This is a genomic window from Candidatus Polarisedimenticolia bacterium, assembly GCA_035764505.1.
Taxonomy (GTDB): domain Bacteria; phylum Acidobacteriota; class Polarisedimenticolia; order Gp22-AA2; family AA152; genus AA152.
The window spans coordinates 23556-45792 of sequence record DASTZC010000288.1 but is presented as its reverse complement, the minus strand read 5'-3'; the positions used below and the strand labels follow the sequence as shown (position 1 = coordinate 45792).

19 protein-coding genes are annotated in these 22237 nt (G+C 64.3%); 10 read left to right on the top strand and 9 right to left on the bottom strand.

The annotated features are described in order from the left end of the window. Positions 1-55: 55 nt before the first annotated feature. Positions 56-232, top strand: coding sequence for a hypothetical protein (locus VFW45_19100; GenBank protein ID HEU5182905.1), 177 nt, complete (start codon positions 56-58; stop codon positions 230-232). A 457-nt stretch (positions 233-689) separates the two neighbouring features. Here the strand turns inward: VFW45_19100 and tatC are convergent, their stop codons facing one another. Both tatC and VFW45_19090 read right to left on the bottom strand, forming a co-directional pair. After that, entirely contained in the window at positions 690-1397 is a 708-nt protein-coding gene (tatC, locus tag VFW45_19095; GenBank protein HEU5182904.1) for a twin-arginine translocase subunit TatC, read from the bottom strand. A gap of 10 nt (positions 1398-1407) precedes the next feature. Further along, positions 1408-1686 carry a twin-arginine translocase TatA/TatE family subunit gene (locus tag VFW45_19090; GenBank protein HEU5182903.1) on the bottom strand — a complete coding sequence of 93 codons (279 nt, stop codon included), beginning with the start codon at positions 1684-1686 and terminating at the stop codon, positions 1408-1410. A 246-nt stretch (positions 1687-1932) separates the two neighbouring features. Between VFW45_19090 and VFW45_19085 the strand changes: the two genes are divergently transcribed. Then, positions 1933-3519, top strand: coding sequence for a S41 family peptidase (locus VFW45_19085; GenBank protein HEU5182902.1), 1587 nt, complete (start codon positions 1933-1935; stop codon positions 3517-3519). On the opposite strand, the gene VFW45_19080 is transcribed toward VFW45_19085, so the two are convergent. After that, a complete protein-coding gene (locus tag VFW45_19080; GenBank protein HEU5182901.1) occupies positions 3496-4209 on the bottom strand; it encodes a hypothetical protein in 714 nt (237 codons plus the stop codon). The genes VFW45_19085 and VFW45_19080 overlap by 24 nt on opposite strands. Then, positions 4206-6029, bottom strand: coding sequence for an AAA family ATPase (locus VFW45_19075; GenBank protein ID HEU5182900.1), 1824 nt, complete (start codon positions 6027-6029; stop codon positions 4206-4208). The genes VFW45_19080 and VFW45_19075 overlap by 4 nt, the downstream gene beginning before the upstream one ends. Before the next feature lie 178 nt (positions 6030-6207). On the opposite strand from VFW45_19075, the gene VFW45_19070 reads away from it, so the two are divergent. Together VFW45_19070 and groL are read left to right on the top strand one after the other, a co-directional pair. Beyond that, entirely contained in the window at positions 6208-6495 is a 288-nt protein-coding gene (locus tag VFW45_19070) for a co-chaperone GroES (protein HEU5182899.1), read from the top strand. Between the two features lie 88 nt (positions 6496-6583). Beyond that, complete coding sequence (groL, locus tag VFW45_19065) at positions 6584-8212, top strand: chaperonin GroEL (protein ID HEU5182898.1); 1629 nt, start codon at positions 6584-6586, stop codon at positions 8210-8212. An 80-nt stretch (positions 8213-8292) separates the two neighbouring features. Here the strand turns inward: groL and VFW45_19060 are convergent, their stop codons facing one another. Beyond that, positions 8293-9006 carry an outer membrane lipoprotein carrier protein LolA gene (locus VFW45_19060; protein HEU5182897.1) on the bottom strand — a complete coding sequence of 238 codons (714 nt, stop codon included), beginning with the start codon at positions 9004-9006 and terminating at the stop codon, positions 8293-8295. Positions 9007-9180: 174 nt separating this feature from the next. Here VFW45_19060 and nikB point away from each other — a divergent pair, with 174 nt between their 5' ends. Both nikB and VFW45_19050 read left to right on the top strand, forming a co-directional pair. Beyond that, on the top strand, positions 9181-10101 hold the full coding sequence (gene nikB / locus VFW45_19055) for a nickel ABC transporter permease (GenBank protein ID HEU5182896.1): 921 nt from the start codon (positions 9181-9183) through the stop codon (positions 10099-10101). After that, a complete protein-coding gene (locus tag VFW45_19050) occupies positions 10094-10978 on the top strand; it encodes an ABC transporter permease (protein HEU5182895.1) in 885 nt (294 codons plus the stop codon). The genes nikB and VFW45_19050 overlap by 8 nt, the downstream gene beginning before the upstream one ends. On the opposite strand, the gene VFW45_19045 is transcribed toward VFW45_19050, so the two are convergent. The 3 genes from VFW45_19045 to glyA form a co-directional block, all read right to left on the bottom strand. Next, the gene (locus VFW45_19045) at positions 10979-12127 is read right to left on the bottom strand and encodes an HD domain-containing phosphohydrolase (GenBank protein HEU5182894.1); all 1149 of its coding nucleotides are present in this window, start codon (positions 12125-12127) and stop codon (positions 10979-10981) included. 88 nt (positions 12128-12215) lie between these two features. Next, complete coding sequence (polA, locus tag VFW45_19040; protein HEU5182893.1) at positions 12216-14888, bottom strand: DNA polymerase I; 2673 nt, start codon at positions 14886-14888, stop codon at positions 12216-12218. Beyond that, positions 14885-16162, bottom strand: a complete 1278-nt coding sequence (gene glyA, locus VFW45_19035; GenBank protein HEU5182892.1) for a serine hydroxymethyltransferase — start codon at positions 16160-16162, stop codon at positions 14885-14887. Before glyA ends, polA begins: the two co-directional genes overlap by 4 nt. A gap of 212 nt (positions 16163-16374) precedes the next feature. On the opposite strand from glyA, the gene clpB reads away from it, so the two are divergent. The 4 genes from clpB (at position 16375) to VFW45_19015 (ending at position 21050) form a co-directional block, all read left to right on the top strand. Continuing rightward, positions 16375-18978, top strand: coding sequence for an ATP-dependent chaperone ClpB (clpB, locus tag VFW45_19030; GenBank protein ID HEU5182891.1), 2604 nt, complete (start codon positions 16375-16377; stop codon positions 18976-18978). 84 nt (positions 18979-19062) lie between these two features. Further along, positions 19063-19503, top strand: a complete 441-nt coding sequence (locus VFW45_19025) for an Hsp20/alpha crystallin family protein (protein ID HEU5182890.1) — start codon at positions 19063-19065, stop codon at positions 19501-19503. A 45-nt stretch (positions 19504-19548) separates the two neighbouring features. After that, positions 19549-20403 (top strand): zinc metalloprotease HtpX, encoded by an 855-nt coding sequence (htpX, locus tag VFW45_19020; protein HEU5182889.1) that lies wholly within the window; start codon positions 19549-19551, stop codon positions 20401-20403. A gap of 8 nt (positions 20404-20411) precedes the next feature. Further along, positions 20412-21050 carry a nucleotide exchange factor GrpE gene (locus tag VFW45_19015; protein HEU5182888.1) on the top strand — a complete coding sequence of 213 codons (639 nt, stop codon included), beginning with the start codon at positions 20412-20414 and terminating at the stop codon, positions 21048-21050. On the opposite strand, the gene VFW45_19010 is transcribed toward VFW45_19015, so the two are convergent. Further along, complete coding sequence (locus VFW45_19010; protein HEU5182887.1) at positions 20992-22200, bottom strand: ectonucleotide pyrophosphatase/phosphodiesterase; 1209 nt, start codon at positions 22198-22200, stop codon at positions 20992-20994. The genes VFW45_19015 and VFW45_19010 overlap by 59 nt on opposite strands. Positions 22201-22237 lie beyond the last annotated feature (37 nt).

The following is a 22237-nucleotide window of genomic DNA, read 5'->3' as shown; positions in this document are numbered from 1 at the left end:
GCCCGGTCTCTTTGGCCAGCGAGCGATACAGACGCAACAGGTTGGCACATCGCTCGTGAAGGGACACGACGGTCCGAATTCGGGCACCGTCCAGGTCCAGGATGTAAACCGTCTCGCCGGCAAGGAGAAGATTGGCGAGATTGAGGTCGCGATGGCTGCAGCCGGCTGCGTGCATCGCCGCGATGCTCCGGGCGGACAGGCGCAGGGCACGAGCGCGTTCCTGCGGATTTAAGAACCACTGGTGGATCCAATCCCTTAGGTTCACTCCATCCCCGATGTAGCGCGAGATGACCCACCCTTGGAAAAAGGGGCCTCCAACCCTTTTCAGGAAAATGCCAAGGATTTCCGGGGTGGGGGCCCCTGCGGCACGCAACGCTTCCGAAGCCCGCACCTCCGCGAGGAAGCGGCCCGCCCCCCAGAACCTGTCGCCTCGGATGGCTCGCAGAGCCCCGCCATGCCTGGTGTGGCGCAGCACGGCTTGTCCCAACTCCAGGGAAAGCAGACGCGCCGGTTCACGCCCGCCCCGAACGGCGAGCCTGTCTCCCCGTTCGCCCCGAATCCAGCTCTCCCAGATCCTCCGATCGCGTGGAACCGCGAAACCGGCTCGCAGGATCCACCAGGAGCGGGGAGGGTGGTCCTCTAGCCTGAAGGCTGCCGGCAAGGAGCCGAAGCGCAGGTCGTTCCTCGCCTCAGCGACCATCGCGCCGCGGGACCAGGTAAGAGGCGCCGATCCCCAGCAGGTAAAGTCCGATCATGGGAACGGCGAACACGCATTGGGTCACGACATCGGGGGTCGGCGTGATGATGGCGGCGACGATGAAGCTGATCAGGACTGCCATCTTGAGATGTCGGAGGAGGAATCGCGGCGACACTATGCCCAGGCTCGCGAGCAGATATATCACGGCGGGCATTTCGAAGACCAGGCCCATCCCCAGAACGATCTTGCTCTCGAAACCGAATAGGCTCTTGACCGTCAACGCGGGCTCAAAGTCCCCCGCGATCGACAGGAGGAAGCGGGCGGCGTAGGGAAAGGCTACCTTGTAGCCGAAGGCTCCGCCCGCCAGGAAAAGGAGAGAAGCCGACACGATGAAGGGTGCGGCATACCGCTTCTCCCGAGGGTACAGTCCGGGCGCTACGAAGGCCCAGGCCTGGTAGAGAATGACCGGTGCGGCGGCGAAGATGCCCGCCAGCAGGGCCACCTTCATGTACAGAATGAAGGGCTCGGTAATCTCGAGGAAAACCAGCTTGCGGCCACCCAGGAAAGGGGTGAGCGGCTCGACCATGTACCGGAAGAGACGTTCGGACTGGGTCCAGGCCAGGGCAAAGGCAACCGCCAGCGCGAGAACCGCTTTGAACAACCTGGAGCGGAGCTCGTCGAGATGCTCCAGGAACGACATCCGCCCCCGGTCAGGTGGAGTTTCGCCCACCATCCTCCCCAGGATTGGAGTCGTTCCGGGCCAGACTTCCCGCGGGGGGCTCGACGGCAGGCTGCGGAGCGCTCGGGGCCGGGGCGGCCTCGGCAATCTCACGGTCGAGCGTGGCTTTCAGCTCCGAGGTGGCTTTGCGAAACTCGGCCAGGCTCTTTCCGAGGGCCCTGCCAAGCTCCGGAAGTTTTCTGGGGCCGAACAAGAGGAGCGCCACGGCGAAGATAGCCAGGAGCTCCGGAGCCCCCAGGGAACCGAACAAAGTCGCTCCTTATTCGTATAGAAGACGGTGCGGCCGCACCCGGCGATGTGTCACCAGGCGGAGGTATGCTAATTTGCGTGAGGGGCGCAAGTCAAAGTTCCGACAGGCTCTGTCCGAAGCACGATCGTCTGACGGAATCGCGCCCTCGGGGCCACGATTATCTTTACTTCACGTTGCCGCCACCCTATACTTGATGCATTATTTACTTGATGTAGATTACTTTTTCCACCGGTCGAGGTGCACATCGTGAAGGGTAGGCAGCTGGCATTCGGGGTCGCGATTCTCGCCGCCGGCTCCCTGACCGGAGGGTTTCTCAGCCCGCGCGTCGACGCCGCCTCGGATCGCTCCAACGACCGCCTCAAGAACTTCAGTCAAATTCTCGGAATCATCCAGGACCAGTACGTCGAGGAAGTCTCTCCTGAGGTGGCCATCGAAGGGGCCATCGACGGGATGCTCAAGACCCTCGATCCACACACACATTTCCTGAATTCCTCCGAGTACCAGGACATGATGGAGGAGCAGCATGGCAGCTTCAGCGGCCTCGGGATCGTGATCTCCAAGCCTACCCTGGACAAGCCGCTCACGGTCATCGCTCCCATCGAGGGCACGCCCGCGTACCGTGCCGGGATTCGACCCGGCGACGTCATTTCACAAATCGAGGGAGTCGATACGCTCGACATGTCGGTGGATCACGCCCTCAAGAAGCTGCGAGGCCCCAAAGGGACCCCGGTGAATATCACCGTGGTCCGGCCCGGCGAGGATGCGGCGCTCAAATTCTCCATCGTCCGCGACGACATACCGACACGCTCCGTTCCTTACGCCTTCATGATTCGCCCTGATGTCGGGTTCATCCGCGTGAGCAACTTCACGCAGACCACTGACCGCGAGCTCGAGGAGAAGCTGCAGGCCCTCAAGAAGGCCGGTATGAACAAGCTCATCCTTGACCTGCGCGGCAATCCGGGCGGGCTGCTGGAGCAGGCGTGGCGCATGGCGGACAAGTTCCTGTCCCAGGGCCAGAAAGTGGTCTACACGCGTGGGCGGGTGAAGGGCGCCGATCAGGAATACACGGCAACCGGCAGCGGCACGCATATCGACTTTCCCGTCGTGGTTCTCGTGAACAAATACAGTGCCAGCGCTTCCGAGATCGTCGCCGGCGCGCTTCAGGACCATGATCGCGCGCTGATCGTCGGCAAGACGACCTGGGGCAAGGGACTGGTCCAGACCGTCTATCCCTTGAGCCAGCGCTCCGCGCTGGCGCTCACCACGGCGCACTATTACACCCCGAGCGGCCGCCTCATCCAGCGGGACTACGAGTCCCTCGAGGATTATTTCTACCTGTCCCAGGACGAGGAATCGGAGCCGGCCCCGGCGGAGCGGGAGACGCGCCGCACCGATTCTGGCCGCGTGGTTCTCGGAGGAGGCGGCATCACGCCGGACATTTCGGTCGAGGCGCTGCAGCTCGATAAATTCCTCCGGCATCTCGAGAACGAGCAGGCCTTCTTCGGCTTCGCCATACAGTTCAACGTGAAGCACAAGGATCTGGATCGCACCTTCGCCGTCGACGACACGACCCTGTCGGAGTTCAAGAAGTATCTCGACGAGAGGAAGATCCCCTACACGGACGCCGACCTGCAGAAGGATGATGCCTATCTGCGCGCTTCGATCCGGAAGGAAATCAGCTCGGCGCGCTGGGGCAACGAGGAAGGCTTCAAGGCATTCGCCGAAGTGGACCCGCAGATTCAAAAGGCGCTCGACAGCTTCCCCGAGGCACGCCAGCTCGCGCATCTCGGGGAGGATTCTCCCGACGCCTCAGCTCGCCAGAAGAAGCCCTAGAGTCTCCCCGCCCCGCGACGATTCCAGGCTCCGCCTCACCTCACTCCAGGATTTCCTACCCAGCCTCCTCAGAGCGCTCACCCTCGCCGCCGGGCTCAGTGTCTCCAGCTGCCGCAAGAAACGGACTCCCATCTGCGCGGCCACGCGGTAGCGCCACCGAAAAGGCTCCGGCAGACCGTCTCCCGCATCCTCGAACAGGCAGTGCACCAGCCAGTCGCGCTCGCTCTGCAGCAGTCTGTTCTGGGAGCGCAGGCGTCCGAGGAAATGAGCCAGGACCAGGTACTTGGTCACGTTCGCGTGAAACTCCAGCTCCAACAGGCTCACCCCGCGGCCTCGACGGATACACCAGGCCAGCATGAGAAAATGGTCGAGCTCTTCCACGAGGTGGGTGAAGGGGACGAGGTTCTGCTCGTTGAGCCCGAGGAGCGGGGAAGCAGCCTCGAGGCGGCGGACCATGGCATCGGGATAGTAGATTCCGAGACGCACGGCCCCGTCGCGGCTGGTGACGAGCGTCCGCGGCCCGACCTCGGGACCGGGAACCTCCTCGAGGATCTCCCTCTCTCCGTACAAGGCCTGGTATCCCTGATCCCCAATCAGGAACGGCGTGAGATCGGCGATGCCGGTGCGCCAGTCATAGCTGATTTCGATGAGACGCTGGAGCCGCACGATGAGAGTGGGCGCGGGGGTCACTCGGCGAGTCCCTCGTATCGGAAGGCTTCCCCGTCGTGGTCGATTTGCAGCCGGCGATAGGGCAGGACGGCCCTGGCGATCTCCCGGACTGTAGCTTCCACCGCAGACCGCTCGAAGGCTCTCTCTCCTTTCCTGAGCTCGCGGACGTACTGGATCGTGTCGTGCCGCTCTCCGGAGCCCGACAGATCGTCTCTCTTGATCCGCCGGCTGACCTCGACATTGCAGTGCTGGCGGATGACCGCGGACAGACGCCGCGCCCCATGGGCCGGGCTGAAGCCCTCGCTCAGCAGCGCCTCGCGGGCCGATGGCGTCAGCACGATCTCCAGGTCGTGCAGCTCCCTGAATCGCTGGAAGACCCGCGCGGTTTCAAGCTCGAGGATGGCCGCCATGGATTCGCGCGACAGGCCGGCGAACCGGATGGTTCGGAGACGCGCCAGGAACTCAGGCGCCAGATTCTTCCTCATGTGTCTCTCGGCTTCGGTCCCTCGTCGACGGAGGCGCTCCTCGGTTCCGCCGCGGTACCCGATGGGATCCATCGTCAGATCGGAAGTCGAATAACCGAGGTTGGAGGTGAAGGCGATTAGGCTTCCTTCGAACCCGAGGCGCCGGCCGCGATTGTCGTGAAAAAAACCGCGGTCCATGATCGGCAAAAAGAATCTCTGCAGCTGAGGATCGGCTTTCTCGACCTCGTCCACCAGGAGAATCGATAAAGGCGACTGCGAGGAACGTTCGTGGAACTCGGCGAGGATTCCAGGCTCGTCACTGCGGATGAACCCGCGGGTGGCGCCGCGTAGGTCATGGACGTCCGACGGGTGGGTGTACTGAGGCCCCTCGATGATCAGGAAAGGAATCTCGAGCCCCCAGAGCCGCCCCAGGACACGCGCCAGGGATTCCATGAGGTGATTCTTTCCAACTCCGGTCGGCCCCACCAGGAAATAGCATTGCGGTGCTCCCTTGACCTGGGTCCCGGTGCCGTTGAGCAGCAGGTCGTCGCACAAGGCCTCGACCGCCGCGGGCTGATCGACGACGAGGTGGTTCAGCTCGCGCCGGAGCGATTCGATATCGGTCCCGGCAAACAGGAGAATCCGCTCATATCGAGAGAGCACGGTGTCACGGGACTCGTCGGGCTGGCTCAACCTTGCGGAAGATTTTGCGGAGGACGTCGTCTCCGGGTTCTCCGACTCCTCCTCTGGCTCATCCGGCTCCCCGGGAAGAGCTGCCGGGATCATCGTGGACGTCGAAGGAACCAGCGTCTCTTCGCGCAGGCTCGCAAGTAGTCGCGCGTAAAGATTGAAGCGGGTGGCGCATTGGCGCAGGAAGGCCACCTCTTCCTCGATAGGCAGCGAGCGCACGCGGTTTTGCTGGAAGATCTCTCGCAGCTCACGCTCATTGGCGAGAATCGCCAGGATGTCCGCCGCCATCCGATAGGAGCGCACTCCCAGCTTCTCGAGCGACAATCCCTGGTAATCCTTGACGCCGGCCATGCCGACGTCGTAGAGGCATCGATCGCCGATACCCCGCACCTCGTCCGGCACCCGGGTGACCCGGTGCAGCGGGCCAGACGCGGATTTCGACTCGGGAGCAAGCAGGTCCTGAAGATCCTGCGGGCGGCGCACGCTGCCCCTGAGAATCTGCTCCAGATCTACCGTGCGGTAGACATCCGAAATCGCCCGCGAGCAGTGTTCGACCACCTGGACCAGGTGCCAGGTCTCGAGGTCGTCGACCTTGCGACCCGCAAAGAAGCGTCGCGAGAGATCGCGAATCCTCGCTTCGAGACGCTTCTGGTCGAGATCCTCCAGCGGCGGTTTCAGGTTATCCATGAAATCTCCCGGCCCACTCGTTACGGGGCTCGCGTTCATATATACAGCACGCCCGAAGAACTTCAAGGACAGTATTGACTCACGCGTCATAATTGGATATATTGTCACTCGTCCAAGGCGAGTGCTAACAGCGTCCAATACGTAAATCAATGACAACACATAGCTTGCGGAGGCAACCATGAAGGTGAAGCCGCTCTACGATCGAATCATCGTTCGCCGGCTCGACGCGAAGGAGGAAGTCAAGGGGGGAATCATCATTCCCGACACCGCCAAAGAGAAGCCGATGGAGGGAAAGGTGGTGGCCGTGGGATCGGGAAGGCTGGATAAATCGGGCAAGCAAATCCCGATGCAGGTGAAGGTCGGTGACAAGGTCCTCATCGGAAAGTACGCTGGCACCGAGGTCAAGATCGACAACGCCGAGCACGTGATCGTGAAAGAGGACGAAGTCCTCGGGATCGTCAGCTAATCCTGGAAACTAATCCCTGCCCGCCTCCGCGGGCGGAGCGAAATCCGGGTCCGGCCATGAGTCCGGACCCCAAAGGAGGAAGATTCGAATGGCTGCCAAGGAAATCGTTTACTCCGAGGATTGTCGGCACGCAATCCTTCGGGGCGTCAACAAGCTGGCCGATGCCGTGAAGGTCACGCTCGGCCCCAAGGGCCGCAACGTGGTCCTGGAGAAGAAATTCGGCTCCCCCACCAGCACCAAGGACGGCGTCACCGTGGCGAAGGAAATCGAGCTGGAGGATCCGCGCGAGAACATGGGCGCCCAGATGGTGCGCGAGGTCGCGAGCAAGACCAGCGACGTCGCGGGCGACGGCACCACGACCGCCACGGTTCTGGCGCAGGCCATTTACCGGGAGGGATGCAAGGCGGTCACCGCCGGCGCCAACCCGATGGACCTCAAGCGCGGCATCGAGAAGGCGGTTGAGAGCGTCGTCGAAGAGATCAAGGGACTTTCCAAGAAAGTCGCGGGCAAGGCGATCGCCCAGGTGGGCACCATCTCGGCGAACAACGACGTGACTATCGGCCAGATCATCGCCCAGGCGATGGAGAAGGTCGGCAAGGACGGGGTCATCACCGTCGAGGAAGCCAAGGGCATGGAGACCTCCCTCGAAATCGTGGAGGGGATGCAGTTCGATCGCGGCTACCTCTCCCCCTATTTCGTGACCGATCCGGAGCGCATGGAGTGCGTGCTGGACAACCCGCTCATCCTGATCCACGAGAAGAAGATCTCCAGCATGAAGGACCTGCTCCCGCTGCTCGAGCAGGTGGCCAAGATGGGCCGCCCGCTCCTGATCATCGCCGAAGAGGTCGAGGGCGAGGCGCTCGCGACGCTCGTCGTCAACAAGCTGCGCGGCACGCTGCAGGTCGCGGGCGTCAAGGCTCCCGGCTTCGGTGATCGCCGCAAGGCGATGCTCGAGGACATTGCCATCCTCACCGGCGGCAAAGTCATCACGGAAGATCTGGGAATCAAGCTGGAAAACGTCAAGGTGGATGACCTCGGCGAGGCCAAGAAGATCACCATCGACAAGGACAACACCACGATTGTCGAGGGCGAGGGCAAGTCGTCCGAGATCGAGGGCCGGGTCAAGCAGATCCGCGCCCAGATCGAGGAGACCACCTCGGATTACGATCGCGAGAAGCTCCAGGAGCGCCTGGCCAAGCTGGTGGGCGGCGTCGCCATCATCAAGGTGGGGGCGGCAACCGAGACCGAGATGAAGGAGAAGAAGGCCCGGGTCGAGGATGCGATGCACGCGACCAAGGCGGCCGTCGAGGAGGGCATCGTTCCGGGAGGCGGAATCACCTTCCTGCGCGCCATCCCCGTTCTTGAGAAGCTGAAAGAGAAGAACGAGGACATTCAGATCGGGATCAACATCGTGCGGCGCTCGCTGGAGGAGCCTCTCCGGCAGATTGCCAACAATGCCGGGCACGAGGGCTCGATTATCGTCGCCGAGGCCAAGGAGAAGGACAAGGCCATGGGCTTCGACGCCTATTCCGGCAAGTGGGTCGACATGTTCGAGGCGGGCATCATCGATCCCGCCAAGGTCACCCGCAACGCCCTGCAGAACGCCGCCAGCATCGCGGGTCTGATGCTGACGACCGAGGCCCTCATCCACGAGGTCCCGGAGAAGGACAAGCCGGCCCCGGCTCCGCACGCCGGCGGCATGGGCGGCATGTACTGATCAGGGCCCAGAAACAGGAAGCCCCTCCGGACCGCACGGCCCGGAGGGGCTTTTTCTTTTCAGGCCGGGATGAATCGATTTCAGCGGCTCAGGCTGGAGCCCGAGAACCCTGAGAAGGTGTTGCTGACCGGAACGTCCTTCGGGATGTCCACGCTGAACCGGGCTTCGGCGATCTCGGGGTTGAGACGAATATTGTTGAAGCTGAGCAGCGTGGAGTCGCCGTCCGATTCGACGTATTCGAGCTTCCGCGGCAGGAACGTCTTTGCGTCCACCCAGAAGCGGACCCGCTGCAGGCGATCCTTCACCCGCTGGCGCTTGGGAGTCAGTATCAACAGGTAGGCCCCCTTTTCATCGCCCGGATCGTCCTGGCTGATGTCGAAGAACTTCCCGAGATCCTCGGCAGTCTGCCCGATTCCGAACACACGGAACACCCGGCGTCCCGCCAGCTTGCTCAGCGGAACCTCCTCGGCGCGCTTCTGATTGGGGTAATAGGCGATGAAGCGGTCTTCCGTGATGAGGAAGACGCGCGGCTCCGGCTCGGTGTACTCCCACTTGATCCGGGAAGGCCTGGAATAAAGAAACGTGCCGTTGGAGACGAGCGGCTTGGCCAGCAGATTGAGGTTCTTGCGCTCGGTGAAGCTGGCCGTGAGGCTGGCGACCGACTGCTGGCTCTCATTGAACCGCTTCAGTAGATCGGGGAGCTGGAGCGCCGGGACGTCCTGCCCCTGAGTCCTGGAAATCGACACTCCCAAGCAAAGCAGCAAACAGCCCACGAGGGCGAAGCCCTTGTTCATTTCAAAACTCCCACCCGCGTCCGACCGTCGACGTGTACATCCTCGACGGCAATTATAAGGTCAAAGGGGCGCGCAATATAGGAAATCCTCTCCTCCGAGTCAAGAATCGGACCGCGCCGGGGGGCCGCGCCGGCTGTGCTATCATGCGGCGCTTTTCAGACGGTGCCATACACGTTGAAGTCCTTCCTGCTGCGCAGATTGCTCCTCTCCTTCCCCGTGCTGCTCGGGGTCTGCACCCTGGTCTTCGCGCTGATCCACCTGATTCCCGGCGACCCGATCCAGGTCATGCTCGGAGAAGGCGCCTCGTCAGCCGACGTGAAGGATCTCAGAGCAAGACTCGGCCTCGACCGGCCGCTCATGGAGCAGTACGGACATTATCTGTCCCGGCTGGCCGCCGGCGATCTCGGAACGTCGCTGCGCTATCGCGAGCCGGTGGCCCACCTCATCCGCGAGCGTTATCCCGCCACCCTGCTGCTGGCGACAGCCAGTCTGCTCCTCGCCTGCCTGATCTCGTTTCCCGCCGGGATCCTGGCCGCCGTCCACCCGGGCACGGCGTGGGACCGCATCGCCTCCACCCTGGCGCTTCTCGGCTTGTCTCTTCCGAGCTTCTGGGTGGGGCCGTTGCTGATCCTCATTTTCTCCGTCCACCTGGATTGGTTTCCCGTCTCCGGAATGGAAGAGCCGGCCGCCCTGGTCCTGCCCTCCATCGCCCTCGGATCGGCGCTGGCGGCCATCCTCGCCCGCATGATCCGGGCCAGCCTCCTCGAGGAGATTTCCGGCCCCTACAGCCGCGCCGCCGCCGCCCGCGGTCTGGGACGCTGGAAGATCGTCCTGCGCCATGCGATGAAAAACGCCTTCATTCCAGTGCTGACGATCCTGGGGCTGCAGCTCGGAGTGCTGCTGACGGGTGCCGTGATCACGGAGACCGTTTTCGGCTGGCCGGGTCTGGGCCGGCTCACCATCCAGGCCATCGAGACGCGTGACTATCCCCTGGTGCAGGGGTGCATCCTGAGCATCGCCTTTTCGTACGTGCTCGTGAACCTGATGACCGACCTTGCTTATGCCTTCTTCGATCCGAGGATCCGTCTTGGCTGAGAAGGCGCGGCCGGGATCCTCCGGCGCCCTGCGATCGCTGGGGTCCCACCTGCGGCGCGACCCGTTCGCTCTGTCGGGGGCCACGCTGCTGCTGCTCATGGGACTCGTTGCCGTGGCCGCTCCGGTGCTCGCGCCTTTCGCCCCCTCTTCGCAGGACCTCGCGCAACGCTTCGCGGCCCCGTCACTGGCGCATCCTCTGGGTCTCGACGAGCTGGGCCGCGACATCCTCAGCCGGCTCATGTTCGGCGCCCGCATTTCTCTTTTCCTGAGCATCGTCGTCGTGCTGTTCTCCGCCCTGACGGGACTCGCGATCGGCACGATGGCCGGCTTCTGGGGAGGTTGGCTCGACGACCTGGTGATGCGAGGGATCGACATCCTCCTGGCTTTTCCCAACATCCTGCTCGCCATCTCCCTGGTCGCCGTCCTCGGCCCGGGGCTCGGAAACCTGGTGCTGGCCTTGTGCCTGATCGGTTGGGTCGGATACGCGAGACTTTCTCGCGCGCAGATCCTGCGATCGCGCGAGCTCGAGTTCGTGCTCTCCGCCCGGGCGGCCGGTGCCAGGTCCGAGCGCATTCTGGTGCGGCATCTTCTGCCCAACATCGCGGGCCCCATCATCGTCCAGGCCACCGTCGGAATGGCCGGGGTAATCCTCGCGGAAGCCGGCTTGAGCTTCCTGGGCCTCGGGCTCCCTCCGCCTCATCCCAGCTGGGGCAGCATGCTGCGCAGCGGCAGCCAGCACCTCTTCGACGCCCCCCATCTCATCGTCTATCCCGGGCTGGCCATCATGCTGGCGGTCCTGAGCTTCAATTTTCTTGGGGATTCGATCCGCGACTGGCTGGATCCACGGCTGCAGCGCAGCCTCGATCCCGGCAGGTAGCTAGAAGCCCGCCGGCCTGCGATCGGGATTCCGCCGGTGCATGGCCTTCCACTCCTCGGGCGGGATGGAGAGAAACACCTCGACCACCTTCGGATCGAACTGGATTCCCGAATTGCGGACGATCTCCTCGCGCGCGTCCTCGTAGCGCAGTGCCTTGCGGTAAGGACGGTCCGAGGTCATGGCGTCGAGGGTGTCCACCACGGCGAAGATCCTCGCTCCCAGGGGGATCTCCTCCCCCTTCAGTCCCTGCGGGTAGCCGGATCCGTCGAAGCGCTCCTGGTGCGCCATCACGATGGGGAGCGATTTCTCGAGGAACTTGATTCCGGAGAGGATGCGCCCGCCGATTTCGGGGTGTTGCTTCATCTCGCGCCATTCCTCGGCGGTGAGCTTTCCCGGCTTGCGCAGGACCGCGTCGGGGATCCCTATTTTCCCCACGTCGTGCAGCAGGGCGCCGCGCCGGATTTCCGTGAGCTCGGGCTCCTCCACCCCCATGCGCCGCGCGATCACGACCGTGTATTCGGAAACCCGGACCGAATGGCCCTGAGTCTCGGTGTCGCGCGTATCCAGGGCGGCGGCCAGCGCCTCCAGCGTCGTCTCGTAGGAGATCTGGAGCTTTTCGTACAGCTCCTCGACTTCGCGGCGCTTGAGGACCACTTCCACGGTGCGCTCGGCCACCTTCGCTTCAAGATCCCGCTGGTATTCACGGTTCTCCAGGACCAGGCGGCGCTTCTCCAGGGCCCGCTCCACCGTGAGCCGCACCTCTTCCAGGTTGAATGGCTTGGTGAGGTAGTCATTGGCCCCCATGCGCATGGCCCGGAGGGCCACTTCGACGTCGACGACCCCGGTAATCATCACGACCTCGACATCGGGATGAGCTTCCTTGACCCGCTGCAACAGCCTGACTCCGTCCATGCCAGGCATGTCGATATCGCTCAGGACCAGGGCGAAACAACGGCGGCGGAGAGCCTCCAGGGCCTCGGAGCCGTTGGCGGCCACGGAGCACTCGAAGCCGGAGTCCTTCAGGCCTTCGAGCAGGAGGTCACGGATGGCAGGCTCATCGTCCACCACGAGAACTCCGGCCGTGGTTCCCCAGGCTTCCGTCTCCGGAGGTGCCTCGGGTTGACCTTTTTTGTCAGCCAGTTGGGGCAACACCGCTCCTGTCAGCCGACTGGTGAATGTCGCTGCGGATAATCTAGACCCGGAGGAAGGGGAGTCAATCTCGGGGGATGAGGAGAGGTTATTTCGTGTCCAGCCAGGTGGGACCGCTGCGGACCTCCGCCAGCAGGGGAACGTCGAGCCGCGTGCTGTTTTCCATGCACTCGCGCATCAGGGTCCCGGAGTGTTCAACCTCCTCGGCCGGCGCCTCCAGCACCAGCTCGTCGTGCACCTGGATCAGGAGACGGCTGCGCAAGGATTGTTCCTTCAGCTTGCGGTGCAGGGCGATCATCGCGACCTTGATCAGGTCGGCGGCGCTTCCCTGCACCGTGGTGTTGACGGCGATGCGAATCCCCAGGTTTCTCTGGTTCAGGTTGCGGCTGCGGATCTCGGGAACATTGCGGATCCTCCCGAACATCGTCGAGACCTTTCCCGTGGCCTCCGCGGTCTCGATCACGGCGTCCCGATACCTCCGGACCCCCTCGAAGCGCCGGAAGTACTCCTCGATGACCTTCTTGGCTGCGGTCAGGGGAATCCCCAGCTGCCGAGACAGGCGAAACGAGCCCATGCCGTAGAGGATGCCGAAATTGATCGCCTTCGCCTGGTTCCTCAACTCGGCCGTGACCAGGTCGGGCGCCACGCCGAAGACCTCCGCAGCCGTCCGGCGATGAATGTCCTCGAGCTCTCGGAACGCCCGGATCATCTCCGGATCCTGGGACAAGTGCGCAAGCACCCGGAGCTCGATCTGCGAGTAGTCGGCGGTGAGGAGACTCCATCCCGGCTGCGCGATGAACGCGCGCCGGATTTCCCTCCCCTTCTCGGTGCGGATGGGAATGTTCTGCAAATTAGGATCGCTGCTGGAGAGCCTTCCCGTCACCGCGGTGGTCTGGTTGAAGGAGGCATGGACGCGACCCGTCTCCGCGTTGACCAGGCCGGGGAGCGCGTCGACGTAGGTGGACAGCAGCTTGGAAAGCTGCCGGTACTCGAGCACCGCGGCCGGAAGTGGATGCGACGATGCCAGCGATTCCAGGACGTCCACGCCGGTGGAGAACACCCGCTCCTTCTCGGTCTTCCTTCCCGGGGTCAGCCCAAGCTTCTGAAACAGGATTTCGCCGAGCTGACGGGGACTCTGAATGTTGAAGGGGCCGCCCGCGAGCGCGTGCACGCGGGCCTCCTGGACCTGAAGATCCTCCCTCCATTTCTCCGACAGGGAGCGCAGGAAGCCGGCATCGATTCGCACCCCGGTGAACTCCATATCCGCCAGGACCGAGGTCAGAGGAAGCTCGAGCTCACGGTAAAGTCCCTCCAGTCCCAGCTCCTTGAGGCGATTCTTGAGGGGTTGCTCGAGATTCATCAGAGCGCGGCAGCGGCGCGCCGCGGCACCTCCTTCCGGCGCCCCTTCCACTGCACCCCCTCGCGAAGCAGCCCCTGAAGAGACTCCCAGGATCGACTCCTCCAGTCGCGCCAGCCGAAAGTCGCGGGCCTCCGAATCCACCAGGTAGGCGGAAAGAGTGCTGTCGAGATCCCCCTGGGAAAAGGGAATCCCCCAGCGGCGAAGGATGACTTCCAGCACCTTGAGATTCTCGGCCAGCACGCCCGCCCTGGAAGCCCGCAACACTTCCCCCAGGGTTTCCACGAAGCGCCGCTGGGTGATGCCGACGGGTGGTTCGCCGAGGCGGACGTAGAAGCCGTTCTCGGCGGAGGCGGACAGCGCGAACCCGGTGAGGTGGGCTCGCATCGGCTGCTCTTCCGAGAGCTCCGGTGCCAGTGCCAGGGTCGTGGCCGCCGAAAGCGACCGCACCATCTCGCCCAGGGCCGCTGGATCCGCGATCACCGTGAAGACCGGATCCGGCGGCGGAGGCGCGGCCTGTGATTCTCCCGGCGTCTCACCTGCCGCGAGCTCGTCGAGAAGACGGCCGAAACCGAGTTTCTGATAAAAGGAACGAGCCTCCTCGCGCAGGAGGGGTCGACGCCGGAAGTCCTCCGCCACCCAGGGGACCGGCACATCGGTGTTCAGGGTTACCAGCTCGCGGCTGAGACGGGCGTCGGCAGCGTGCCGCAGGAGGGCCTCGCGATGCGTCTTCCGGGTGACCTCTCCGGCGTGCGCCAGAGTGTTCTCCAGACCTCCGTAGGTCGTAATCAGCTCGCGCGCCCCCTTCTCACCAATGCCCGGAACACCCGGAATGTTATCGCTCGAATCGCCCATGAGCGCCAGCACATCGATCACCTGTTCCGGATAGACGCCGAAGCTTTTCTTGACTCCTTCGCGATCCAGCAGCTCCCCTTTCGACGGATGGAAGACGGTGACGTGGGGCCCCACCAGCTGCAGGAGATCCTTGTCGGAGGTCACCAGGATGACTTCGAAGCCTTCCGCGGCGCCTTTCCTGGCCAGCGTCGCCATCAGGTCGTCGGCTTCGTATCCCGCGAGGTCGATGACCGGCACCCCGAGGATCCGGCAGGCTTCCTTGATGTCCGGTATCTGCTCGACCAGATCTTCCGGAGGCGCCAGCCGGTTCGCCTTGTACTGCGGGTAGCTCGCGTGGCGCTGCGTCGGCTCGGAGCGGTCGAAGACCACCGCGAGATAGGCGGGAGCGCGCTCCTGCAGGAGCTTTCGGAGCATCTGGGTGAAACCGTAGGTGGCGTTGGTGGGACGCCCGGAAGGACTGCTCAATCCGCGGATGGCATAGAAGGCGCGAAATACGTTCGAAGTTCCGTCGATGAGGCAGAGGATCGGCGGCGTTCGCTCCTCCGTCACGGACTGCCGGCCCCCAGCGCTGGGCGCCCTTCGAGCAGGGCACGGTAGACAGGAAACGAGGCGCACAGATCGAGGACCTGACGGCGCACCTTTTCGAGATCGGAAGCGCCCGCGCCGCTCGTGAGGACTGTGTCCAGGAATCCGGCGATCAGGGACATCTCATCCTCTCCCATCCCCCGTGTCGACACTGCGGGAGTGCCGAGTCTCAGCCCGCTGGCCTTCATCGGAGGGAGCGGATCGAACGGAATGGCGTTCTTGTTGACCGCGATCCCCGCCTCTCCCAGCATGGCTTCCGCCTGCTGGCCCGTCATTTTCCTCGCGGTGACGTCGATCATGAACAGATGGCTGTCCGTGCCGCCGGAGATGATCCGGTAGCCACGGGCCGCCAGCTCGGAGCTCAGCTGCCGGGCGTTGCGCACGGTCATCGCCTGGGTCCTGCGGAATCCGTCCGTGGCGGCCTCGCGGAAGGCCACCGCCTTCGCCGCAATGACGTGCATCAACGGACCACCCTGGATTCCCGGGAAAACCGCCCGATCGATGTCCCGTGCATGACGCTCCCGGCAAAGGATCATCCCGCCCCGCGGACCGCGGAGCGTCTTGTGGGTCGTGAGAGTCACAAAATCAGCATGCGGAACGGGACTCGGGTATTCCCCTGCCGCGATCAACCCCGCGTAATGCGCCACGTCGGCCAGGACCAGCGCCCCGCACTGTTTCGCGATGCGCTCGATCCGGGGGAAATCGATCACCCTCGAGTAGGCGCTCGCTCCCACCACAATCAGGCGGGGACGATGCTCCGTGGCCAGCCGCTCCATCTCCTCGTAATCGATGAGCTCGCTGTCGCGGAGAACTCCGTAAGGGACCACCTTGTAATAGGCCCCGGAGAAGTTCAGGGGGTGGCCATGGGTCAGGTGCCCGCCGTGCGGAAGGCTCATCCCCAGGACGGTATCTCCCGGCTTGAGCACGGCGAAATAGACCGCCATGTTCGCCTGGGCCCCCGAGTGCGGCTGCACGTTCGCATGCTCGGCGGCGAAGAGCTCCCTGGCTCGGCGGATGGCCAGGGACTCCACCGTGTCGCTGTGGGCGCAACCGCCGTAATAGCGCTTTCCGGGATAACCTTCGGCATACTTGTTGGTGAAAACCGAGCCCAGAGCCTCGAGAACAGCCAGGCTCACATAGTTCTCGGAAGCGATCAGGTTGAGATGGTTTTCCTGTCGGGCAATCTCGTCTTCCAGCGCGCGCGTGACTTCGGGATCGACCACGGCAAGGGACTTCAAGACTGCCTCCTGGGGCTCGGGCGGGATGGGCGAGGGGAGAAAATCGAGTTCGATTCCAATCTGCCTGGAACGTGCATGGTAGCGTATCAATCGAAGTCGAATCAAGCCGAAGCCATTGGGTTTCCTGGGAATCGCGCAGAATTAACTTGACAACAACTAACTAAACTTTTATATTGACGCTGCACTAAAGTAAATCGATCGAGGGTAACCCATTGGTAAATTTCGACAAGTTCACCAATAAAGCCAAGGAATCGATTCGTCAGCTTCAGGAAACAGGAGTCTCCTCCGGCCATCCCGTTCTCCGACCGGAGCACCTGCTTCTCGCGCTGATTACCCAGCCCGATGGGGTGGTCCCCGCACTGCTCAACCAGATGGGGATTGACCGGGAAGCCATCGACCGAGAAGCCAAGGAGCTCCTGCAAAGGCTCCCCAAGGTTTCCGGAGGGATTTCCGAGCCGCGGCTCTCGCCGGAGCTCGAGCGGATCCTGGAAGCCGCCGTCCAGGCTGCTGCGCGCTTCTCCGACGATTACGTGAGCACGGAGCATCTCTTCCTCGCCCTCGTCGAATCCCCTGGACCGCTGGCTCCCCTGTTCCGCGCCCATCGGATCGACCCGCAAGGTCTCATGGCCTCCCTCAAGGCGGTTCGCGGCACGCAGCGAGTGTCCGATGTGGAACCCGAAGGGAAATACCAGGCCCTGCAGCGTTACGGCAGGGACCTCACCAGCCAGGCGCGCCAGCGCAAGCTCGATCCAGTCATCGGAAGAGATGACGAGATCCGTCGTGTAATGCAGGTCCTCTCCCGGCGCACCAAGAACAACCCCGTCCTGATCGGCGAGCCGGGAGTCGGCAAGACCGCCGTCGTCGAAGGTCTCGCCCTGCGGATCGTGAACGGCGACGTGCCGGAGTCGCTGAAGCACAAGCGCCTGGTGGCCCTGGACCTCGGCGCCCTGATCGCCGGTGCCAAGTACCGCGGCGAGTTCGAGGATCGTCTCAAGGCAGTGCTCCGCGAGATCCAGGAATCGGAAGGCTCAATCATCCTGTTCATCGACGAGCTTCACACTCTGGTGGGCGCCGGTTCCGCCGAAGGCGCGATCGACGCCTCCAACATGCTGAAGCCGGCCTTGGCCCGCGGCGAGCTGCGCTGCGTGGGCGCGACCACCCTCGACGAGTATCGCAAGCACATCGAGAAGGACGCGGCGCTGGAGCGCCGCTTCCAACCGGTGCTGATCAAGGAGCCTTCGGTCGAGGACACCATCGCCATCCTGCGCGGCCTCAAGGAGCGCTACGAGGTGCACCACGGAGTGCGCATCCAGGACTCGGCCCTCATCGCCGCAGCCACCCTGTCCCATCGCTACATCGCGGACCGCTTCCTCCCCGACAAGGCGATCGACCTCATCGACGAGGCCGCGTCGCGCCTGCGCATCGAAATCGATTCCCTGCCGACCGAGATCGACGAGATTCAGCGCCGCATCATGCAGATGGAGATCGAGCGCGAGGCGCTGAAGCGCGAGAAGGATCGCGCTTCGCGCGAGCGCCTCGAGAAGCTCGGGGCAGATCTGGCGCAGCTGGCGGAGCAGCGGGACCGGATGCGCGGCCACTGGGAGGCGGAAAAGAAGATCATCGGGCAGATACGTTCGCTCAAGGAGGAAATCGAGAACGCGCGGCTGTCCGCGGAGCAGGCTGAGCGCGCCGGCGACCTCGGCAAAGCGGCGGAATGGCGCTACGGCACGATGCAGGGGCTGCAGAAGAAGCTCCAGGAGGCCAATGCGCGCCTCGCGCAGCTGCAGAAGGAGCAGCAGATGCTCAAGGAAGAGGTGGACGAGGAGGACGTCGCCGAGATCGTGGCCAAATGGACCGGCATCCCGGTCTCGCGGCTGCTGCGGGGCGAGGTGGAGCGCCTGGTGGGACTCGAAAAGCGGCTCGCCCGCCGCGTCGTGGCGCAGCGCTCCGCCCTGGCGGCGGTTGCCAATGCCGTCCGTCGGGCGCGGGCCGGGATCTCCGATGCCAATCGGCCGATCGGCTCGTTCATCTTCATCGGTCCCACCGGGGTCGGGAAGACGGAGCTGGCCAAGGCGCTCGCCGAGAACCTTTTCGACGATGAGCGCGCCCTCGTGCGTATCGACATGTCGGAGTACTCCGAGCGCCACGCCGTCGCCCGCCTGCTGGGCGCTCCTCCCGGGTACATCGGCTACGAGGAAGGAGGCCAGCTCACGGAGGCGGTGCGCCGCCGGCCGTACTGCGTCATCCTCTTCGACGAGATCGAGAAAGCCCATCCCGAGGTCTTCAATGTCTTCCTGCAGCTGCTCGACGACGGCCGCCTCACGGACGGCCAGGGCCGCGTGGTGGACTTCCGCAACACGCTGGTCATCATGACCTCGAACATCCCGGTTCCCCCGCCGCCACCCGAGGGCTCGAAGGGAGACGACCGGGCGCTGCTGGCCGAGCTGAGAAAGTATTTCCGTCCCGAGTTCCTGAACCGCGTGGATGAGATCGTGAGGTTCACGCCCCTGTCGCGCGAGGACCTCGATCGCATCGTCGAGATCCAGCTCGCGCGGGTGGAGCGCTCGCTGGCGGAGCGGCAGGTCCACCTGACGGTGAGCGACAAGGCGAAAGCTCGTATCGCCGAGATCGGTTACGACCCCGATTTCGGCGCGCGGCCCCTCAAGCGGGTAATCCAGCGCAGCATCCTGGACCCGCTTTCCCTGGAGCTGTTGTCCGGGAAGCTCAAAGCAGGCGATACGGTCCGGGTCGAGGCGGGTGCGGGCGACGAAGGATTTCGATTCCTGACGGCCGGGGAGCGCTCCGAGAAGGGTTGATTCCCTGGTTGAGCGCCATTACACTCGCTGCGATACCGTTGCAGGCGATGCGGCGACCCGGAGCCGCGGGGTGGAGAGGAGCCGATGAGTGTCATCCGTGATGTTCCGAGCGATCGGGGAAGATTTCCCGACGCCATGAACCCGGCCCATCGACCGGATCCGGGGCCGACCGGCGCCCGAGGTGCCGACGGCATCGCATGGGTGCCGGCAGTGGACATCCACGAAGCGGAGGACCGTACCGTGTTGCGGGTGGATCTTCCCGGGGTCGTGCTGGAGCAGATCGAGCTCCGCATTGAAGGAGACCGCCTCACGCTCCAGGGGGAGCGCCGGGCCGACGCGGGACAGGGCGGCTCCGAGACCCTCTTGAGGGAGCGGCCCAGCGGAAGGTATCACCGCTCCTTCGAGCTGCCGCCCAACATCGAACAAGGGGGAATCCGCGCGGAGCTGAGGCACGGGGTACTCGAAGTGGTGCTCCCGAAGAAGCCGGCGAGCTCGATTAAACCGATCAAAGTGGAGGCGCGGTAGCCGCGCCGGTGGAGGCGCGCCAGAAGCGCCGGAGACGATGAATCGATGATGAACTCCGTAAAGACCGCGTTCCTTCTGGGCCTGCTCACGGTCCTCATGGTTGGTGTCGGAGGGTTTCTGGGCGGGCGCGGCGGCGCCCTGGTGGCGCTGGTCCTTGCCGCGGGGATGAACTTCTTCAGCTACTGGTTCTCGGACAAGATGGTCCTGGCGGCAACCCGGGCGAAGCCTCTGAGCCCTGGCGAAGCCCCCCGGCTGCACGCCATCGTGCAGCGGCTGTGCGCCAACGCCTCGCTGCCGATGCCCCGCCTCTACCTCCTTCCGGAAAGGGCCCCGAATGCCTTCGCAACGGGAAGAGATCCGGAGCACGCCGCGGTAGCAGTCACCCAGGGAATTCTGGAGATTCTGGACGACCAGGAGCTGGAGGGCGTCCTCGCCCACGAGCTGAGCCACGTGCGCAACCGTGACATCCTGATCAGCTCCGTGGCCGCGACCCTGGCGGGAGCCATCATGTTCCTGGCCAACATGGCGAGGTTCGCGGCGATTTTCGGCGGCATGGGTGATCGCCGCGACGGGGAGCGCGGCGGAGGAGTCCTCGGTCTTCTGGTCGCAGCCATCGTGGCCCCCCTGGCCGCCATGCTCATCCAGATGGCGGTCTCCCGCTCGCGCGAATACCAGGCCGACGAGAGCGCCGCCGAGATGATCGGCCGCCCGCAGGGCCTCGCCCGCGCCCTCGAGAAGATCGAGCAGTATTCCCGTCAAGTCCCGATGGTCGCCGCGAGCAATCCCGCGACGAACCATCTGTTTATCGTAAAGCCGTTCTCCGCCGCGAGCTGGATGAGCCTGTTCAGCACCCATCCTCCCATCGGCGAGCGCATCCGGCGCCTTCTCGCCCGCTCCTGAGGCTTCCGATGGCCGAGCGCCCGAAACAGAGTCCCGATTCCGATTCGGTCCCGATTCGGGTCACCGATCGCCGCCCGCGGTTCGATCGCCCGGAACCGGGAGATGAAGATCCCCCTCCCACCGACCGCAAGCCTTCGATGCTCCGCGAGCTGGAAGGTCGCGCCGAGGCTGCGGAGTCGAAGCTGGCCGAGGCGCTGGACCTCCTGCGGCGCCGCGAGAAGGAGGCCGACGATTTCCGGGCGCGCCTGCGCAAGGAGATGGAAAGGCGCACCCGCTCCGAGCTGGAGAGTCGGCTCCGCGATTTTCTCGAGGTGGGCGACAGCCTGGATCGGGCTGTCTTTTCCGCCGAGCTCGAGGGTTCCTCCTCCCCCTTGCGGGACGGACTGCTCAAGATTCGCGAGCAGTATCTGGCTATTTTGGCGCGACAGGGAGTCCAGCCCATGGAAATGGCCGGGACCCGCTTCGACCCCGAGCGCGCCGAGGCGGTGGCGGTGACCCCTGCGGAAGGACCCGACGATCACGACATGATTCTCGAGGAAATCCGGAGGGGCTATACGATCGACGGGGCGATCCTGCGACCTGCCCAGGTCAGGGTCGCGCGCCAGACGGTCGGGGAGCCTTTCGGACCGGACGGTGAAAGTTCCTGAGGATCCCTGCGGGAACGCGTCCCTGCGTGTCGGGAGAAGCCGGTATCCCGAGCACGGCACAGGCCAGCGGCGCCACATCCACCGCCTCCAGCCGATCGATTTCACTTCCCGCGACGAATGCCGGACCACGAGCATAGAAAATGCCGGCCATCGAAGGCTCGGTACCACGGAAGCCGTGCATTCCCCTCGAGGTCTCCTCCCTTTCCCGCCCGATTTCGTAACCGGGCGAGGTTAGCAGCACCAGATCCCCCGTCCGGGAAGGAAAGCCGTAGCGCAGGTCTCTGGGCAATTCCGGTCCCGGGTAAACCTCGAGGTGCGTCAGGCGACCCAGCAGCGCCTGCGCCTTGCTCCGGTCGCCGGCGCGCCCGAGATAGAGATTCGCCGTTCCGCCCGAAGGGAGAAGGCGATGCCGGATCCCGGCCCGCGCCAGAGCCGATCCGGGATCGACCCTGCCGACGATTGCAGCCATGCCATGATCGGCAACAACCATGAGGTTGAGCCGCTCCGAGAGCCCGCGCCTGGCGCTTTCTGTCAGGAGGAGCTTCAAGGTGCGGTCCACCGAAAGCACCCGGCGGTCCACTTCCGGCGAATCCGGACCTTCGGCGTGGCCGGCATGATCGACTCCGGTGAAATAGGCCAGGATCATTCCCGGGCGGTCGCGGGGCGGAAGATCCAGCCACGCCAGGATGCGCCGGACCGATTCACGATCGGTCAGGGATTGGTATCCGGACGCGTGCAGCGACGCCGCCGTGCCCCGCCACGCTCCGTATGAGCCGATCCAGTTCAGCACGGCACTGCGGATTCCCTGCTTCTCGGCGGTCACCCAGAGCGGCTCGCATTCCAGCCATCCGGGATCCTCCGATCGATCGAACTCGCCGCGGTCCCGGTCCAGGAAGCGATTGTTGAGGATGCCGTGGCGCTCCGGATAGCAGCCGGTAGCCAGCGTCGCATGGGATGGGAACGTGGAGGCCGGGAACGGGGGAATCAGACGGCGCGCCCGCACGCCTCCCGCGGCGAGGTTCGAAAAGGTCCCGGCCCGGGCGCGCTCGGGATAGTCATAGCGCATTCCGTCGATCGAAATCAGCACCAGGATTGAATCGGCCGGAGGCGCCGGACGTGCGGCCGACAGCAGGACGCAGAGCGCCGCCATCAGGGCGCAGCGCAGGAAGGGCTTCAGTGGACGCGTT

Excerpts from the sequence above, each read along its gene's own strand:
- groL (HEU5182898.1), top strand. The coding sequence starts at position 6,584 with ATGGCTGCCAAGGAAATCGTTTACTCCGAGGATTGTCGGCACGCAATC.
- VFW45_19010 (HEU5182887.1), bottom strand. The coding sequence starts at position 22,200 with ATGGCGGCGCTCTGCGTCCTGCTGTCGGCCGCACGTCCGGCGCCTCCG.
- VFW45_19025 (HEU5182890.1), top strand. The coding sequence starts at position 19,063 with ATGAGTGTCATCCGTGATGTTCCGAGCGATCGGGGAAGATTTCCCGAC.
- VFW45_19015 (HEU5182888.1), top strand. The coding sequence starts at position 20,412 with ATGGCCGAGCGCCCGAAACAGAGTCCCGATTCCGATTCGGTCCCGATT.
- tatC (HEU5182904.1), bottom strand. The coding sequence starts at position 1,397 with ATGTCGTTCCTGGAGCATCTCGACGAGCTCCGCTCCAGGTTGTTCAAA.
- VFW45_19060 (HEU5182897.1), bottom strand. The coding sequence starts at position 9,006 with ATGAACAAGGGCTTCGCCCTCGTGGGCTGTTTGCTGCTTTGCTTGGGA.
- VFW45_19070 (HEU5182899.1), top strand. The coding sequence starts at position 6,208 with ATGAAGGTGAAGCCGCTCTACGATCGAATCATCGTTCGCCGGCTCGAC.
- htpX (HEU5182889.1), top strand. The coding sequence starts at position 19,549 with ATGATGAACTCCGTAAAGACCGCGTTCCTTCTGGGCCTGCTCACGGTC.
- VFW45_19075 (HEU5182900.1), bottom strand. The coding sequence starts at position 6,029 with ATGGATAACCTGAAACCGCCGCTGGAGGATCTCGACCAGAAGCGTCTC.